This window comes from Pseudomonas sp. GL_093, assembly GCF_057837605.1.
The window spans coordinates 6,350,279-6,364,864 of record NZ_CM174448.1 but is presented as its reverse complement, the minus strand read 5'-3'; the positions used below and the strand labels follow the sequence as shown (position 1 = coordinate 6,364,864).

Annotated in this window: 13 protein-coding genes; 11 read left to right on the top strand and 2 right to left on the bottom strand. The window is 59.8% G+C overall.

The annotated features are described in order from the left end of the window. Window positions 1-238: 238 nt before the first annotated feature. The 8 genes from AC3IUE_RS29460 (at window position 239) to trpE (ending at window position 9,574) form a co-directional block, all read left to right on the top strand. Window positions 239-1,363: an ABC transporter ATP-binding protein gene (locus AC3IUE_RS29460; protein ID WP_056741314.1), complete on the top strand. Its 1,125-nt coding sequence runs from the start codon at window positions 239-241 to the stop codon at window positions 1,361-1,363. Window positions 1,364-1,412: 49 nt separating this feature from the next. Beyond that, window positions 1,413-2,456 (top strand): ABC transporter substrate-binding protein, encoded by a 1,044-nt coding sequence (locus tag AC3IUE_RS29455; protein WP_033056205.1) that lies wholly within the window; start codon window positions 1,413-1,415, stop codon window positions 2,454-2,456. Between the two features lie 166 nt (window positions 2,457-2,622). Beyond that, window positions 2,623-3,870: an ABC transporter permease gene (locus AC3IUE_RS29450; RefSeq protein ID WP_056741316.1), complete on the top strand. Its 1,248-nt coding sequence runs from the start codon at window positions 2,623-2,625 to the stop codon at window positions 3,868-3,870. A gap of 12 nt (window positions 3,871-3,882) precedes the next feature. After that, the gene (locus AC3IUE_RS29445) at window positions 3,883-4,707 is read left to right on the top strand and encodes an ABC transporter permease (RefSeq protein ID WP_046045385.1); all 825 of its coding nucleotides are present in this window, start codon (window positions 3,883-3,885) and stop codon (window positions 4,705-4,707) included. Window positions 4,708-5,035: 328 nt separating this feature from the next. Further along, complete coding sequence (locus AC3IUE_RS29440) at window positions 5,036-6,184, top strand: iron-containing alcohol dehydrogenase (protein ID WP_056741318.1); 1,149 nt, start codon at window positions 5,036-5,038, stop codon at window positions 6,182-6,184. 347 nt (window positions 6,185-6,531) lie between these two features. Continuing rightward, window positions 6,532-7,206 carry a ribulose-phosphate 3-epimerase gene (rpe, locus tag AC3IUE_RS29435; RefSeq protein WP_056741319.1) on the top strand — a complete coding sequence of 225 codons (675 nt, stop codon included), beginning with the start codon at window positions 6,532-6,534 and terminating at the stop codon, window positions 7,204-7,206. Beyond that, complete coding sequence (locus AC3IUE_RS29430) at window positions 7,203-8,021, top strand: phosphoglycolate phosphatase (protein WP_489264446.1); 819 nt, start codon at window positions 7,203-7,205, stop codon at window positions 8,019-8,021. The genes rpe and AC3IUE_RS29430 overlap by 4 nt, the downstream gene beginning before the upstream one ends. 71 nt (window positions 8,022-8,092) lie before the next feature. Then, entirely contained in the window at window positions 8,093-9,574 is a 1,482-nt protein-coding gene (trpE, locus tag AC3IUE_RS29425) for an anthranilate synthase component I (protein WP_489264445.1), read from the top strand. 175 nt (window positions 9,575-9,749) lie between these two features. On the opposite strand, the gene estP is transcribed toward trpE, so the two are convergent. Both estP and AC3IUE_RS29415 read right to left on the bottom strand, forming a co-directional pair. Next, complete coding sequence (estP, locus tag AC3IUE_RS29420) at window positions 9,750-11,660, bottom strand: esterase EstP (RefSeq protein ID WP_489264444.1); 1,911 nt, start codon at window positions 11,658-11,660, stop codon at window positions 9,750-9,752. Beyond that, window positions 11,657-12,019 carry a hypothetical protein gene (locus AC3IUE_RS29415; RefSeq protein ID WP_185752676.1) on the bottom strand — a complete coding sequence of 121 codons (363 nt, stop codon included), beginning with the start codon at window positions 12,017-12,019 and terminating at the stop codon, window positions 11,657-11,659. The genes estP and AC3IUE_RS29415 overlap by 4 nt, the downstream gene beginning before the upstream one ends. 46 nt (window positions 12,020-12,065) lie before the next feature. Between AC3IUE_RS29415 and AC3IUE_RS29410 the strand changes: the two genes are divergently transcribed. From AC3IUE_RS29410 to trpC, 3 genes are read left to right on the top strand one after another with little or no spacing between them, the layout of a single operon-like run. Continuing rightward, the gene (locus tag AC3IUE_RS29410) at window positions 12,066-12,659 is read left to right on the top strand and encodes an aminodeoxychorismate/anthranilate synthase component II (RefSeq protein ID WP_033056198.1); all 594 of its coding nucleotides are present in this window, start codon (window positions 12,066-12,068) and stop codon (window positions 12,657-12,659) included. Window positions 12,660-12,668: 9 nt separating this feature from the next. Further along, on the top strand, window positions 12,669-13,718 hold the full coding sequence (gene trpD / locus AC3IUE_RS29405) for an anthranilate phosphoribosyltransferase (RefSeq protein WP_056741323.1): 1,050 nt from the start codon (window positions 12,669-12,671) through the stop codon (window positions 13,716-13,718). Beyond that, complete coding sequence (trpC, locus tag AC3IUE_RS29400) at window positions 13,715-14,551, top strand: indole-3-glycerol phosphate synthase TrpC (RefSeq protein WP_489264443.1); 837 nt, start codon at window positions 13,715-13,717, stop codon at window positions 14,549-14,551. Before trpD ends, trpC begins: the two co-directional genes overlap by 4 nt. Window positions 14,552-14,586 lie beyond the last annotated feature (35 nt).

Genomic DNA, 14,586 nt, shown 5'->3' with positions numbered 1-14,586 from the left:
CACAGGGATAGTGGTCGCATGCCCATTTACGACATCCTGCAAAGCCGCTTTTGCCGGTTCTTGCGGCTTGCAGCGTCAAGCTAGCCGCTGCCCTATCCATCCCCGCCATCCTTGTAGGGCAATCCCTACCCCCAACCTTCCATCCTGCTGAGGCCATTCTCTCCTGCGCCCCGATTTGCGCGGTCGGCAGCGTCCACTAGGCTTAGTCCACAGCAGTCATCACAACAAAGGTGTGGGTATGAGCCAGGTCGATTCAAGCGCAGGGGCCAGCGATATTCTGGTCAGCTTTCGTGGAGTACAAAAAAGCTACGACGGCGAGAACCTGATCGTCAAAGACCTCAACCTGGAGATTCGCAAAGGCGAATTCCTCACCTTGCTCGGCCCGTCCGGCTCCGGCAAGACCACCAGCCTGATGATGCTCGCCGGTTTCGAAACACCGACCGCAGGCGAAATCCAGCTGGCCGGGCGTTCCATCAACAACGTGCCGCCACACAAGCGCGACATCGGCATGGTGTTCCAGAACTACGCATTGTTCCCGCACATGACGGTCGCCGAGAACCTGGCGTTCCCATTGACCGTGCGCGGCTTGAACAAGAGCGATGTCAGCGACAAGGTCAAAAAAGTTCTGAGCATGGTGCAGCTCGACACCTTCGCCCAGCGTTATCCGGCGCAACTGTCCGGCGGTCAGCAACAGCGTGTGGCTTTGGCCCGGGCGTTGGTGTTCGAACCGCAACTGGTGCTGATGGACGAACCTCTCGGTGCACTGGACAAACAACTGCGTGAACACATGCAGATGGAAATCAAGCACCTGCACCAGCGCCTCGGCGTGACCGTGGTCTACGTGACCCACGACCAGGGCGAAGCGCTGACCATGTCCGACCGCGTGGCCGTGTTCCACCAGGGCGAGATTCAGCAGATCGCGCCGCCGCGCACCCTCTACGAAGAGCCGAAAAACACCTTCGTCGCCAACTTCATCGGCGAGAACAACCGCCTCAACGGCCGCTTGCACAGCCACACCGGCGACCGCTGCGTGGTTGAGTTGGGTCGCGGTGAAAAGGTTGAGGCCCTGGCGGTCAACGTCGGCAAGACCGGGGAACCGGTCACGCTGTCGATTCGCCCCGAGCGCATTAGCCTCAACGGCGCAAGCGATCAATGCGTCAACCGCTTTTCAGGGAGGGTGGAGGAATTCATCTACCTGGGCGACCACGTCCGGGTTCGCCTGGAAGTCTGCGGCAAGACCGATTTTTTTGTGAAACAACCGATTGCCGAGCTCGATCCCGCGCTGGCCGTCGGCGACGTGGTACCGCTTGGCTGGCAGGTCGAACACGTTCGCGCGCTCGACCCACTTTTAGAGGCGCATTGATCGCCCCCTGCTTCAACAACACCAACCCTGCACGTGGAGAGAACAATAAATGTTGAGATCCCTGAAATTCACCGCTTTGGTCATGGGCATGATCGGTGCGGCACACGCAATGGCGGCGGGCCCGGACCTGACCGTGGTGTCCTTTGGCGGGGCGAACAAGGCAGCGCAGGTCAAAGCCTTCTACGCGCCGTGGGAAGCGGCAGGTAACGGTAAGATCGTGGCGGGTGAGTACAACGGCGAAATGGCCAAGGTTAAAGCCATGGTCGACACCAAGAGCGTGTCCTGGGACCTGGTAGAAGTTGAATCGCCAGAACTGTCCCGTGGTTGCGACGAAGACATGTTCGAGCAGCTTGATCCGAAGTTGTTCGGCAAGTCCGAAGACTACGTCAAAGGCGCCATCCAGCCATGCGGCGTGGGCTTCTTCGTGTGGTCGACCGTGCTGGCCTACAACGCCGACAAACTGGCTTCCGCACCGACCAGTTGGGTGGATTTCTGGGACACCAAGAAATTCCCGGGCAAACGTGGCCTGCGTAAAGGCGCCAAGTACACCCTGGAATTCGCTCTGATGGCCGACGGCGTTGCGCCGAAAGACGTCTACAAGGTACTGGCCGGCAAGGATGGTCAGGACCGCGCGTTCAAGAAACTCGATGAGCTCAAACCAAGCATCCAGTGGTGGGAAGCCGGCGCGCAACCGCCGCAGTACCTCGCTTCCGGTGACGTGGTCATGAGCTCTGCCTACAACGGCCGGATCGCTGCCGTGCAGAAAGAAAGCAACCTGAAAGTCGTATGGAACGGCGGTATCTACGACTTCGACGCATGGGCCATTCCAAAAGGTCTGGATAAAGCACGCGCTGAAGCGGCGAAGAAATTCATCGCGTTCTCGGTGATGCCGCAGCAGCAGAAGACCTACTCGGAAAACATCGCCTACGGCCCGGCCAACACTCAAGCCGTACCGTTGCTGGCCAAGGATGTCCTGAAAGACATGCCGACCACCCCGGAAAACATCGCCAACCAGGTGCAGATCGACGTCAGCTTCTGGGCTGACAACGGTGAGCAACTGGAACAGCGCTTCAATTCCTGGGCTGCGAAGTAACTAGAGGGCTCGCCCTTCTGTGGGAGTGAGCCTGCTCGCGATTGCGGTGTATCAGTCAGCATCAATGTTGAATTTGAAGTCGCCATCGCGAGCAGGCTCGCTCCCACACTAAAAGTTCGAGGTGGTACGCCACCTCTGCAACGATCAAAGATTTCCGGAGTACGCCATGGCCACCGCCATTCCCCTGAACGCGGGCACCGACCCCACCTTGAAGCAGCGGCTCAAGCACGCCGAGCGGATCAACCGCTGGAAAGCACAAGCCTTGATCGCGCCGTTGGTGCTGTTTCTGTTGCTGGTGTTCCTGGTGCCCATCGTGGCGCTGCTCTACAAAAGCGTTGGTAACCCGGAAGTGGTCGGCGGCATGCCGCGCACCGTGGCGGCTATCGCCAGTTGGGATGGCCGTGGCCTGCCCGCTGAACCGGTTTACAAGGCGGCCAGCGAAGACCTCGCTGAAGCCCGCAAGAATCAGACCTTGGGCGACCTGTCCAAGCGCTTGAACATGGAGTTGGCCGGCTACCGCAGCCTGCTGACCAAAACAGCACGTGCCTTACCATTAGCCACCGAACCGGCCTCCTATAAAGAAGCGCTGGAAGGTCTCGACGAGCGCTGGGGCGACCCGGCCTACTGGCAAGCCGTGCGCCGCAACACCAGCAGCATCACGCCTTATTACTTGCTGGCAGCGGTTGATCACCGTATCGATGACCTCGGCGAAATCGCCCCGGCCACGCCCGATCAGGCGATCTACCTCGACATCTTTACCCGGACGTTCTGGATGGGGCTGATCATCACCGTGATCTGCCTGCTGCTGGCGTATCCGTTGGCCTACCTGCTGGCGAACCTGCCGTCACGGCAAAGCAACTTGCTGATGATTCTGGTGCTGCTGCCATTCTGGACTTCGATCCTGGTGCGGGTCGCCGCGTGGATCGTGTTGCTGCAATCGGGTGGCTTGATCAACAGCGGCCTGATGGCGATGGGCATCATCGATAAACCGCTGGAGCTGGTGTTCAACCGCACCGGGGTTTACATCTCGATGGTGCACATCCTGCTGCCGTTCATGATTCTGCCGATCTACAGCGTGATGAAAGGCATCTCGCCGACCTACATGCGCGCCGCGATTTCCCTCGGCTGCCACCCGTTCGCCAGTTTCTGGCGGGTGTACTTCCCGCAGACCTATGCCGGTGTCGGCGCCGGTTGCCTGTTGGTGTTCATCCTCGCCATCGGCTACTACATCACCCCGGCCTTGCTGGGCAGCCCGAACGATCAGATGGTCAGTTACTTCGTCGCCTTTTACACCAACACCAGCATCAACTGGGGCATGGCGACCGCACTCGGTGGGCTGCTGCTGTTGGCGACCGTGGTGCTTTATCTGATTTACAGCTGGCTGGTGGGCGCCAGTCGCCTGCGCCTGAGCTAAGGGGAGAACGAAATGCTGAGTCCTTATATGTCGCCCATTGAACGGGTGTGGTTCTACAGCTTGCGCATTCTCTGCGGGCTGGTCCTGTTGTTCCTGATTCTGCCGGTGCTGGTGATCATCCCGCTGTCGTTCAACTCCGGGAGTTTTCTGGTGTACCCGCTGCAAGGCTTTTCGCTGCACTGGTACCAGGACTTCTTCGCTTCGGCCGAGTGGATGCGTTCGCTGAAGAACAGCATCATCGTTGCTCCGGCGGCGACTGTGCTGGCGATGATCTTCGGTACGCTGGCGGCAATCGGCCTGACACGGGGCGACTTCCCCGGCAAACCGCTGGTGATGGCACTGGTGATTTCGCCGATGGTGGTGCCTGTGGTGATCATTGGTGTGGCCAGTTACCTGACCTTTGCCCCACTGGGGTTTGGTAACAGCTTTGTCTCGCTGATCGTCGTGCATGCGGTGTTGGGTGTGCCGTTCGTGATCATTACCGTGTCGGCTACCTTGCAAGGTTTCAACCAGAACCTGGTACGTGCGGCGGCCAGCCTTGGCGCTTCGCCGCTGACGGCATTCCGCCGCGTGACCTTGCCGTTGATCGCGCCGGGAGTGATCTCGGGGGCACTATTTGCCTTCGCGACGTCGTTCGATGAGGTGGTGGTAACGCTGTTCCTCGCCGGCCCTCAACAGGCGACGTTGCCTCGGCAAATGTTCAGCGGCATCCGCGAAAACCTCAGCCCAACGATTGCTGCCGCAGCGACCCTGCTGATTGCCTTCTCGGTAATCCTGCTGCTGACCCTGGAGTGGCTGCGCGGCCGTAGCGAAAAACTGCGTACCGCCCAGGTTTAGTGGCGAGCTGGAGAGCCACCCCTCACCCCAACCCTCCCGAAACGTCGGACCGCCCCAGTGGGGAGAGGGGAAAGGGAGCTGATCTTCAAGCTTTTCAAAACCTGAGTTCGACTCGGAATTTTCAGGTCGCCGTATTCAGTACAAACACCTCGGTCAGTCCCCTCACCCCTCTGGGGAGAGGGTTAGGGTGAGGGGTCGATCCAACTGACCCACCCAATGCTCACCCAACACCGCAAACCAACCGATCATTCATCACCTGAATAGCAGACAAACCCCAATCCCCAGCTACTCTTGTGCCCAGCTCCCCTATCTATAAGAGGCTGCGCACATGAGTATTTCCTCTTTCAAAATCGCTCACAAACTGATCACCGGCGCAGGTGCCATCGAGCAACTGGCGGCTGAACTGACACGCCTGGACATCGACAACCCGCTGATCGTCACCGATGCCGCACTGGTCAAGTCCGGCACGGTCGAGCTGGCGCTGGCGCAGCTGGGCGACCGGACCTACGAAATTTTCGACCGTGTGTTGCCAGACCCGGAAATCGCCATCGTCGAAGACTGCATGCGGGTCTACCGCGAGGGCGGGCACGACGGACTGATCGGCCTGGGCGGCGGCAGTGCCATCGACATCGCTAAAAGTGTCGCGGCCTACGCCGGTTATCACGGGGCGCTGGAGGATCTGTTCGGCATCGATCAGGTGCCGCGCAAAGGCCCGCCGCTGATCGCCATTCCGACCACCGCCGGTACCGGCTCGGAAGTCACTAACGTGGCGATCCTCTCCGACAAGGTCGCGCAGCTGAAGAAAGGCATCGTCAGCGACTATCTATTACCGGACGTGGCGCTGGTCAGCCCGCAAATGACCCTGACCTGTCCGCGCAGTGTCACCGCTGCCAGTGGCGTCGATGCACTGGTGCACGCCATCGAATCCTATCTGTCGCTCAACGCCTCACCGATTACCGACGCACTGGCCATCGGCGCCATCAAGCTCATCGCCAAGGCGCTGCCGAAGGCTTACGCCAATCCCTCCAATCTCCAGGCCCGCGAAGACATGGCCACCGCCAGCCTGATGGCCGGTATGGCATTTGGTAATGCCGGGGTCGGCGCGGTGCACGCGCTGGCGTACCCGCTGGGCGGCCGTTACAACATTGCCCATGGCGTCAGCAACGCCTTGCTGCTGCCGTATGTCATGGCCTGGAACAAAATGGCCTGCGTGGAGCGCATGCAAGATATCGCCGAGGCCATGGGGGTGAAGACCGCTCATCTGAGCGCCAACGACGCGGCGGACAAGGCCGTAGAGGCGATGACCGAGTTGTGCGCAGCGGTGGAAATCCCGCCGGGCCTGCACAGCTTCGGCGTTCCAGAAGATGCCATCCCGGCCATGGCGGTGGAGGCGGCCGGAATTGAGCGCCTGATGCGCAACAATCCACGCAAATTGAGTGCCGTCGATATCGAGAAGATCTACCGAGCGGCGTACTAGGGCCTGCCATCCATTATTTTCTGTGCCGCGCCGGGTCTGCTGTTGCGCAGGGCAAGGCGCGAGGAGCGTGGTTTGGTCATTCCAAATAAGCTCCGAGCAACGCAGCCCTGCGCAACAGCAGGCCCGGCCCTTCGGGTTGTGTCTGAAAGCGGGCCAGGCTGCGTTGCAGTCCTTGGCAAGGGAACAACCATTACCGGCGGACTGCGCCTTGCCTGGCCCGCTTTCAGACGACAACGCGGCACAGAAAATAATGGATGGCAGGCCCAATCATCGCGGCCACGGTGCGCGGGTCAAAGCATGAGGTATACAATGCGCGCCATCGTGATTCTGCTCAAAAAAGGTGCGTCATGCAGCCCTTCGTAATTGCTCCGTCGATTCTCTCCGCCGACTTCGCCCGCCTGGGTGAAGAAGTGGACAACGTCCTGGCCGCTGGCGCCGACTTCGTGCACTTCGATGTCATGGACAACCACTACGTGCCGAACCTGACCATCGGCCCGATGGTGTGTGCCGCGCTGCGCAAGTACGGCGTGACCGCGCCGATCGACGCGCACCTGATGGTCAGCCCGGTGGACCGCATCGTCGGTGACTTCATCGAAGCCGGCGCGACCTACATCACTTTTCACCCGGAAGCCACGCAGCACGTCGACCGTTCCCTGCAACTGATCCGCGAAGGTGGCTGCAAGTCAGGCCTGGTGTTCAACCCGGCGACCTCGCTGGACGTGCTCAAGTACGTGATGGACAAGGTCGACATGATCCTGCTGATGAGCGTCAACCCAGGCTTCGGCGGGCAGAAGTTCATCCCCAGCACCTTGGATAAACTGCGTGAAGTACGGGCGCTGATCGATGCTAGCGGCCGTGACATCCGTCTGGAAATCGACGGCGGCGTGAACGTGAACAACATTCGTGAAATCGCCGCTGCTGGCGCCGACACCTTCGTCGCCGGCTCGGCGATCTTCAATGCGCCGAACTACCAAGAGGTGATTGAAAAGATGCGTTCCGAACTGGCGCTGGCCCGCCCATGAGTGGATTTGAGCAGCTGTTCCCGGGGTCTCTGCCGCGGCTGGTGATGTTCGATCTGGATGGCACGCTGATCGATTCGGTCCCCGACCTCGCAGCGGCTGTGGATAACATGCTGCTCAAACTCGGGCGTAAACCTGCCGGCATCGAATCGGTGCGCGAGTGGGTGGGCAACGGCGTGCACACGCTGGTGCGCCGGGCCTTGGCCAACCACATCGACGCCGAGGGTGTCGATGACGTCGAGGCCGAGCATGCCCTGGAGCTGTTCAACGGCTTTTACGAGGATGGTCACGAGCTGACGGTGGTTTACCCCGGCGTGCGCGACACCCTGAAATGGCTGCACAAGCAGGGCGTCGAGATGGCGCTGATCACCAACAAGCCGGAGCGCTTCGTCGCGCCGCTGCTGGATCAGATGAAAATCGGTCGTTATTTCCGCTTGATCATCGGCGGCGACACCCTGCCACAGAAAAAGCCGGACCCGGCAGCGCTGTTTTTCGTGATGAAAATGACCAATATCCCGGCGTCGCAATCCTTGTTCGTCGGCGATTCGCGCAGCGATGTGCTGGCGGCGAAAGCGGCGGGGGTCAAATGCGTGGCGCTCAGTTACGGTTATAACCACGGCCGACCGATTGCCGAAGAGTCGCCGGCGCTGGTGATCGACGATCTGCGCAAGTTAATTCGCGGTTGCCTGGATCCGGCCGCTGAGATAACGTTGCCCGACGCTGTTCAACCCCCTTCTGGAAACGCCATCGTGGTGGTCACTCGCAAACTCTGGATGAAAGTCATCAAGGCCCTGGCCCGCTGGCGTTGGCGCGCCTGACTTGTTCCTGGCCGGCATACCGGCGCGTTTGCATACCTGACTGTTAGACCCTCAAGCCACGAGGCTACCCCATGATCCGCGAAGAATTCCTGCGTTTGGCCGCTGCCGGCTACAACCGCATCCCGCTTGCCTGCGAAACCCTGGCTGACTTCGACACGCCGCTGTCGATCTACCTGAAACTGGCCGACGAGCCCAACTCCTACCTGCTGGAATCGGTGCAGGGCGGGGAGAAGTGGGGGCGTTACTCGATCATCGGCCTGCCGTGCCGCACCGTGCTGCGGGTTCACGACCATCACGTCAGCGTGACCCACGACGGCATCGAGATCGAAAGCCACGAAGCCGAAGATCCACTGGCCTTCGTCGAAGAATTCAAAGCTCGCTACAACGTGCCGACCATCCCTGGCCTGCCGCGCTTCAATGGCGGCCTGGTGGGTTACTTCGGTTACGACTGCGTGCGCTATGTGGAGAAGCGTCTGGGCAAGTGCCCGAACCCGGACCCGCTGGGCGTTCCGGACATTCTGCTGATGGTTTCTGACGCCGTAGTGGTATTCGACAACCTCGCCGGCAAGATGCACGCGATTGTCCTGGCCGACCCCTCGCAGGACGATGCTTTCGAGCAAGGTCAGGCGCGCCTGGAAGAGTTGCTGGAAAAACTCCGTCAGCCGATCACCCCGCGCCGTGGCCTGGATTTCAGCAAGCAACAGTCTGCTGATCCGGTATTCCGTTCGAGCTTCACCCAGGACGATTACGAAAAAGCCGTCGACACCATCAAGGAATACATCCTGGCCGGTGACTGCATGCAGGTCGTGCCGTCCCAGCGCATGTCGATCGACTTCAAGGCCGCGCCAATCGATCTGTACCGGGCGCTGCGTTGCTTCAACCCGACGCCTTATATGTACTTCTTCAACTTCGGCGACTTCCACGTCGTCGGCAGTTCGCCGGAAGTGCTGGTGCGGGTCGAAGACAACCTGATCACCGTGCGCCCGATCGCCGGCACTCGACCACGCGGAGCCAACGAAGAGGCCGACCTGGCACTGGAAAAAGACCTGCTGTCCGACGACAAGGAAATTGCCGAGCACTTGATGCTGATCGACCTGGGCCGTAACGACACTGGTCGGGTTTCGGAAATCGGTTCGGTGAAACTCACCGAAAAAATGGTCATCGAGCGCTATTCAAACGTGATGCACATTGTTTCCAACGTCACCGGCCAATTGAAGGCCGGGCTGACGGCGATGGACGCACTGCGGGCGATTCTGCCGGCGGGTACCTTGTCCGGTGCGCCGAAGATTCGCGCGATGGAAATTATCGACGAACTGGAACCGGTCAAGCGTGGTGTCTACGGCGGCGCCGTCGGCTACTTCGCCTGGAACGGCAACATGGACACTGCAATCGCGATCCGCACTGCGGTGATCAAGAACGGCGAACTGCACGTGCAGGCCGGTGGCGGCATCGTTGCCGACTCGGTACCGGCGCTGGAATGGGAAGAAACCCTGAACAAGCGCCGCGCGATGTTCCGTGCAGTGGCCCTTGCCGAACAAACCCCGGAAAGCTGAGTTCCTATAAAACCTGTGGGAGCGAGCCTGCTCGCGAAGAGGCCAGCACAGCCAACATTGATGTTGTCTGACCCACCGCTTTCGCGAGCAGGCTCGCTCCCACAAGGGCCTCCCAGCATAAAAAAACGCGGCACCTGTGAGGGCGCCGCGTTTTTTGTGCCTGCTGTTTGCCGGATCAGAAATCCAGCGCAACCCCAACGGTAAGCCCTTGCTGGGTAAAGTCATCATCCTTGCGGAACGTGTATCCGCCGCGCAGCGCCAAATCGGCCGTCAACTTGTGGCTGACCCCCAGGCTCACGCGATTCAAGTGGCTTTGCGGTGTATAGCCGTCCAGCTTGAAGTCCAGGGACGGCAGGCTGTTGAGCGCGATGTTTACTTTCTGAGTGTCATCCTCGTATTCATGCTCATACGCGTATTCGCCGAATACTTGAGTCTGTGCGGTGATCTGATACTTACCCTGCAAACCGGCGCCCAAACGTTTTGAATCGCGTTTCTGGTCATCAAAGGTCAGCGCTGTGGAACGAGTGCTGTTTTCCGAGTAGCCGTCGACTTCCACTTTTGCGTAATCGGCGCTGATGAACGGCGACAGGTGCCACTTGCTGCCCGGTTGCGCAATGTCGTAGCCAACCCGTGTGCTGAAGGCCCACAGATAGCCATCGGTATCGCCTTTCTCCGCACCTTCGCTGGCACCCAGGTCGAATTTGCGTTTGAGGTTGTCGTAATCCAGCTTGCCGCCGGTCAACGCGGCATCGGCCCACCAGCGATTCTGCTGGAACTGGGCGAAGGCGGTGGCCAGGTAGCTGTTGAGTTTGTAGTCCGAATCGTTATTGCCTGCTTCCAGGTTCTGACGATAGAAGCCCGCCGCCACACCGACGCGCCAGGCGTCATTGAGACGATAGCTGCCGCCGATGTTCAGGTTGTAACCGTCACCGTCGGCGCTGGCTCCGCTGCTTTGGCTATCGACATCCAGATGCTGGCCGCCACCGGCGACAATCGCGCGCCATTGGCCGATCGCCTGCCAGTTCTCCCAGTCCGATTGCCATTGGCTGCGCAGTTCATCCTGGTGCGCACGCAAGGTGGCGTGGGCCATTTCTGGCAGTAATGTCAGTTCCCACGGCGCAGCCAGTAGGGCGTAGGCGTAGTCGGAAATCAGTTTCTGCCCGGCTTCGGTCGGATGAACCCCGTCGTTGTAAATCAGCTTGCTGGGGTCCGGGGTGGCACTGTTGATGCCATACGTAGGGTTTTCGGTGCAGCTGTTACCGCTGAAGCAAGTCGCCGTCAGGCTCTGGCCGGTAGCAAAACCGAATCGAGCCGGATCGGCGAAGGTTTCCTGCAACAGCAGCGGAATGTTCAGCGGGATGATTTCGGCATCGATCCCCGCCAGTCGAGTGACCAGTTGCCGGTTGAAGGCAGAGCTCAGTAGTGAGGTGGGTGTCTGCTGGGGCGTGCCATTGATGGCGGGCGCCAAACCCAGGTCGGGCAGCAGCCATACCATGATGTACCGGGCGCCGGCGGTTTGCAGAACCTGGACGCTGTTGGCCAGTCGATCCGCAGCGGCATTCGCCTGAGCGCCACTTTGTACACGTCCCTGAAGAAAGTCGTTACCACCCCCGGAAATGTAATGCAGCGCGTTCGGATCGGCGCTGAAGTTGTTTGTCGGCAGATAGCCCGGGCGTGTGCGTTCGCCCGTGGCGGATGCGGTGGTGATCGAGGTGAGGATCTGGTCGGTGCGATATCCGCCAACGGCCCAGTTATTACCGTCCGGCAGACCCTGGTTCGCCCGCGCCGCCGAGGTTGAAGCGGCCGTCTGGTCCGGTGAAAACCCGAGCCTTCCACCCAGCAATTGCGTCGAGTTGGCGGAGTAGACTTCGCCGCTGCCGTCCTGGTAAACCGGTCCTGTCCGATTGGTGAAGCGCACGGTCGACCCGGGAGGGCCGCCCGTGTCGGTAAACTGCCCGGCATCGTTGAGGCTATCGCCGAAGACGATGAAATTCGAATAAGGGTTGGGCGCCGCGATCGCCTGGCTGCAGGCCATGGCGAGGAAGCAGCCGGCAAGCGGTACAACAGCCAACGTCCGTCTGATCATGAGCAAGTCCTTTTGTTATTGTTGTAGCGAGCAAAACGATAGTGCCAAAAACTATAGGGCCTGTTGCCGTTCGGCGCGAACCCGTCAATTGTTTCAAGAGGTTCGATCGCCCCATATTGCACGCTCTGCCCAGCTAAGTTACTGTGCCGAGACGTATAAATGAGACCTTCCCCGTGTTGATCGTCAGCAAACTTCTGGATCAAGTCATCAAGGCACACGCCCGTTGGCGTTGGCGCGCCTGAATCCTTCTGCCGGCCCGGCCGGATCTTTACCGCTTTGCCTTCTTTACCAGCAAGACAAACCGCTTTGCAGCGCGACTCCAGCGACTGACAAAGTGCAGGACGCTGCGGGTAAATCATTCGAAGGCTGTATTCAAAGTCAGTAAATTCAAGAGGTTCTTAAGCCATGTTGCTGATGATCGATAACTACGACTCTTTTACTTACAACGTTGTGCAATACCTCGGTGAGCTCGGCTCCCAAGTCAAAGTCGTGCGCAACGATGAGCTCACCATTGCCGAAATCGAAGCCCTCAACCCTGAGCGGATCGTCGTTTCACCCGGCCCTTGCACGCCGAACGAAGCCGGCGTGTCGATTGATGTGATCAAACATTTTGGCGGTAAATTGCCGATCCTCGGCGTGTGCCTGGGCCATCAGTCCATCGGCCAGGCCTTTGGCGGCGATGTGGTGCGCGCCCGTCAGGTCATGCACGGCAAAACCAGCCCGGTGTTCCACGAGGACAAAGGCGTTTTTGAAGGCCTGAACCATCCGTTGACGGTCACCCGCTATCATTCACTGATCGTCAAACGCGAAACCCTGCCCGATTGCCTGGAGCTGACCGCCTGGACCCAGCTTGAAGACGGCTCGGTCGACGAGATCATGGGCCTGCGCCACAAGACACTGAACATCGAGGGCGTCCAGTTTCACCCTGAGTCGATCCTCACCGAACAAGGCCACGAGCTGTTCGCCAATTTCCTCAAACAAACCGGCGGCACGCGCTAAGGACTTTTCATGAATATCAAGACAGCCCTGAGCCGTATCGTCGAACAACTCGACCTCAGCACCGATGAGATGCGCGATGTCATGCGCGAAATCATGACCGGTCAATGCACGGATGCGCAGATCGGCGCGTTCATGATGGCCATGCGCATGAAGAGTGAAAGCATCGACGAGATCGTTGGCGCCGTGTCGGTCATGCGCGAGCTGGCAGACAAGGTCGAACTCAAGACCCTCGACGGCGTCGTCGATGTGGTCGGTACCGGCGGCGACGGTGCGAACATCTTCAACGTATCGACTGCTTCCTCGTTCGTGGTCGCGGCGGCCGGTTGCACCGTCGCCAAGCACGGTAACCGTGCAGTTTCGGGCAAAAGCGGCAGCGCCGATCTGCTGGAGGCGGCGGGTATCTACCTGAACCTGACGCCGGTTCAGGTAGCACGCTGCATCGACAACGTCGGCATCGGTTTCATGTTCGCCCAGACCCATCACAGCGCCATGAAGCACGCCGCCGGCCCGCGCCGGGAGCTGGGCTTGCGCACGCTGTTCAACATGCTCGGCCCGCTTACGAATCCGGCCGGCGTGAAGCATCAGGTGGTGGGCGTGTTCAATCAGGCGTTGTGCCGGCCGCTGGCTGAAGTCTTGCAGCGTATGGGCAGCAAGCACGTGCTGGTGGTGCACTCGAAGGATGGCCTGGACGAATTCAGTCTGGCGGCGCCAACCTTTGTGGCGGAATTGAAGGATGACCAGATCACCGAGTATTGGGTCGAGCCAGAAGACCTGGGGATGAAAAGCCAGAGTCTGCACGGTCTGGCGGTGGATAGCCCGGCTGCCTCGCTGGAGTTGATTCGCGATGCCCTGGGCAAGCGCAAGACCGAGAACGGTCAGAAAGCCGCGGAAATGATTATGCTCAATGCCGGTGCCGCGCTGTACGCCGCCGACCATGCCAGCAGTTTGAAAGAAGGCGTTGCCCTGGCGCACGATGCGCTGCACACAGGCCTCGCTCGGGAAAAACTGGAGGAGTTGGGTGCATTTACCGCGGTATTCAAAGTGGAGAATGAGGGATGAGTGTACCGACGGTTCTGGAAAACATTCTGGCCCGTAAAATCCAGGAAGTCGCCGAGCGTAGCGCTCGCGTAAGCCTGGCGGAGCTGGAAAGTCTGGCCAAGGCGGCCGATGCACCCCGTGGTTTTGCCAAGGCATTGTTGGCTCAGGCCAAGCTCAAGCAGCCAGCGGTCATTGCAGAAATCAAAAAAGCTTCACCGAGCAAAGGCGTGATTCGCGAGAATTTCGTTCCCGCCGACATCGCCAAGAGTTACGAGAAGGGCGGCGCGACCTGTCTGTCAGTGCTCACCGATATCGATTACTTCCAGGGCGCCGATGCGTATCTGCAACAGGCGCGAGCGGCGTGCAAACTGCCGGTGATCCGCAAGGACTTCATGATCGATCCGTATCAGATCATTGAAGCCCGAGCGTTGGGCGCCGACTGCGTGCTGTTGATCGTCTCCGCACTGGATGACGTGAAAATGGCCGAGCTGGCGGCCGTGGCCAAAAGTGTCGGCCTCGATGTGCTGGTGGAAGTTCACGATGGCGACGAGCTGGAGCGGGCCTTGAAAACCCTCGACACTCCGCTGGTCGGCGTCAACAACCGCAACCTGCACACCTTCGAAGTCAATCTGGAAACCACCCTCGATCTGTTGCCGCGTATCCCGCGTGATCGCTTGGTGATCACCGAAAGTGGCATTCTCAACCGGGCCGATGTCGAGCTGATGGAAATCAGCGATGTGTATGCGTTCCTGGTTGGCGAAGCGTTCATGCGCGCCGAAAGCCCGGGCACCGAACTGCAGCGTCTGTTCTTTCCTGAGCGTGGTATCGCGGTGAGCGGTTCTACACTCGACTGAACGTGACTTAATGAAGAAGCCGGCGATGCCGGCTT

Coding starts and splice junctions, on each gene's coding strand:
- trpE (WP_489264445.1), top strand. CDS start 8,093: ATGATCCGCGAAGAATTCCTGCGTTTGGCCGCTGCCGGCTACAACCGC.
- AC3IUE_RS29455 (WP_033056205.1), top strand. CDS start 1,413: ATGTTGAGATCCCTGAAATTCACCGCTTTGGTCATGGGCATGATCGGT.
- trpC (WP_489264443.1), top strand. CDS start 13,715: ATGAGTGTACCGACGGTTCTGGAAAACATTCTGGCCCGTAAAATCCAG.
- estP (WP_489264444.1), bottom strand. CDS start 11,660: ATGATCAGACGGACGTTGGCTGTTGTACCGCTTGCCGGCTGCTTCCTC.
- AC3IUE_RS29460 (WP_056741314.1), top strand. CDS start 239: ATGAGCCAGGTCGATTCAAGCGCAGGGGCCAGCGATATTCTGGTCAGC.
- AC3IUE_RS29445 (WP_046045385.1), top strand. CDS start 3,883: ATGCTGAGTCCTTATATGTCGCCCATTGAACGGGTGTGGTTCTACAGC.
- AC3IUE_RS29450 (WP_056741316.1), top strand. CDS start 2,623: ATGGCCACCGCCATTCCCCTGAACGCGGGCACCGACCCCACCTTGAAG.
- AC3IUE_RS29440 (WP_056741318.1), top strand. CDS start 5,036: ATGAGTATTTCCTCTTTCAAAATCGCTCACAAACTGATCACCGGCGCA.
- AC3IUE_RS29430 (WP_489264446.1), top strand. CDS start 7,203: ATGAGTGGATTTGAGCAGCTGTTCCCGGGGTCTCTGCCGCGGCTGGTG.
- trpD (WP_056741323.1), top strand. CDS start 12,669: ATGAATATCAAGACAGCCCTGAGCCGTATCGTCGAACAACTCGACCTC.
- AC3IUE_RS29410 (WP_033056198.1), top strand. CDS start 12,066: ATGTTGCTGATGATCGATAACTACGACTCTTTTACTTACAACGTTGTG.
- rpe (WP_056741319.1), top strand. CDS start 6,532: ATGCAGCCCTTCGTAATTGCTCCGTCGATTCTCTCCGCCGACTTCGCC.
- AC3IUE_RS29415 (WP_185752676.1), bottom strand. CDS start 12,019: ATGATTTACCCGCAGCGTCCTGCACTTTGTCAGTCGCTGGAGTCGCGC.